Annotated in this window: 3 protein-coding genes; all 3 read left to right on the top strand. The window is 38.2% G+C overall.

Features of this window, described 5'->3' with window-relative positions:
- Positions 1–198 precede the first annotated feature (198 nt).
- Entirely contained in the window at positions 199–381 is a 183-nt protein-coding gene (locus tag H5185_RS22040) for a hypothetical protein (protein ID WP_182743287.1), read from the top strand.
- 72 nt (positions 382–453) lie between these two features.
- Complete coding sequence (locus tag H5185_RS22035) at positions 454–1,227, top strand: hypothetical protein (protein WP_220494518.1); 774 nt, start codon at positions 454–456, stop codon at positions 1,225–1,227.
- A gap of 10 nt (positions 1,228–1,237) precedes the next feature.
- On the top strand, positions 1,238–1,600 hold the full coding sequence (locus H5185_RS22030; RefSeq protein ID WP_124014939.1) for a hypothetical protein: 363 nt from the start codon (positions 1,238–1,240) through the stop codon (positions 1,598–1,600).
- Positions 1,601–1,630 lie beyond the last annotated feature (30 nt).

Below are 1,630 nucleotides of genomic sequence, written 5' to 3'. Positions count from 1 at the left end.
TGCTGTGCTTAAAGCATACCTTGGTTCAGAAAAATAACATTTATTCCAATGAAACGATATTGCTAATAGCTAAGTCCTTATATTAATTTAAGAATTATACATCGTTTTTTTTAATGATAATATAAACATTACTCACGGAATGAAGTTCAAACGATTCATCGTAGCTTCAATAGGATTGATTTTTTAAAGGACTAAACTATGTCAAATGATATAGAGCTATGCTATAGCAAAAGTAATACCTATCCAGTAAACCCAAATAACGAGCCAGCTTTTGCTACGTTTCAACAAGACAACCCACATATTATTAGTGCCTTTGTCTCTGCGGGCACCCCATTTATTATGCGTAATGGAGCTAGCAATGGCTCTAATTGGCGAAAATAACGCCCTGAATTAGTTTGCACACTTAGTCAAATACAATCTTTACCGCAACAAGCAAAACGAAATATTGCTTTGATGGATGATATGTTTGGAGGCGAAAACCTACAAGCCCTCGCTGATTTTTATCAAGCTGAATTAGCACCTATGGTGCGCAATGAAAGCATCGGAGCCATAGGTGCAGCATCAACAGCTTTAGATACAAGATTAAGTAGCTTTGCTAAAGCCGATCATAAACTTCAAGATGCATTAGAGAAAGTTAGAATTGGCGCACAAGCAAAATATCCTAAAGCCCAAATGATGATGTTAGAACAAAACGCAAAGGAACTTGGGAAAGACTTTAATCAAAAATTCCAGACAGAAATCAATAAATACATTGGTCGGGTCAAAAGCAAAAGAGGTACTGTTTACAGTAATGCTGATCGTGGTATCAATAAAGCAAAAAGCGGTAGGTCCATAAAACCGATTCAATTTACCTCTACAGTTGATTTTCAAAATTTACGCGCTTTTGAAATGGGAGCAAATCTTCTCGGTAAAGGATTAATTGTGCTTGATGCTGGGATCCGTGCGGGCAATGTACATGTTGATTATTTAGCTGGAGCTAATTGGCAAAAACGTGCCGCGGTTGAAACAGCCGGTTTTGGTATGGGTACTGCGGCAGGCTTAGCTACAGGTGCTGCAATAGTTGAAGCAGGATTAGGTATTGCTCTATTAGCAACCCCTGTTGGCTGGGTAATTATTATTGGTACAGCTGTAACTGTTGGGTATGTTGCAGCTAAAGGTGGTGATTCTATCGGGCAATGGGTTGCCAATGAAGCCTATAATATTGGTGACTGGTTAAATAGCCTATAGCGAGGGATTTATGGAAGAGTTATCCACTGAAAGCTTGATGGCTGTAGTGTTTTTTATTGTATTGCTTATATGGGGTACTGCCATATTTTTATTTGGCCGCATTACTATTAAACATCTTGAGCAAGAAATGTTGAAAGAAGGGATAGAGCCCCCTGCTTGGGATAAAGGTATTGGTGCACGAATGGTTGCTTACGCTGGGGTTATTGCTTGGCCCAACCTCAAACGTCATGCTTCTCTTGTTAATATTGAAGCGACAAAGCGCTTTAGTCGAAGCAAAGACAAAAAACTTGCGTGGTTCTACATTATTTCTTCGGTAAGTATTTTTACTCTTGGATTATTTATTTACTATTTATATATCCATAAGAGTTACTAGTGTGAATGGATGATTGATTTAACATCGATG

The sequence above is a fragment of the Shewanella sp. SG44-6 genome (assembly GCF_014164185.1).
In the GTDB taxonomy this organism is placed as follows: Bacteria; Pseudomonadota; Gammaproteobacteria; order Enterobacterales; family Shewanellaceae; genus Shewanella; species Shewanella vesiculosa.
The sequence above is the reverse complement of the archived record's forward strand: the minus strand, read 5'-3'. Positions and strand labels throughout refer to the sequence as shown.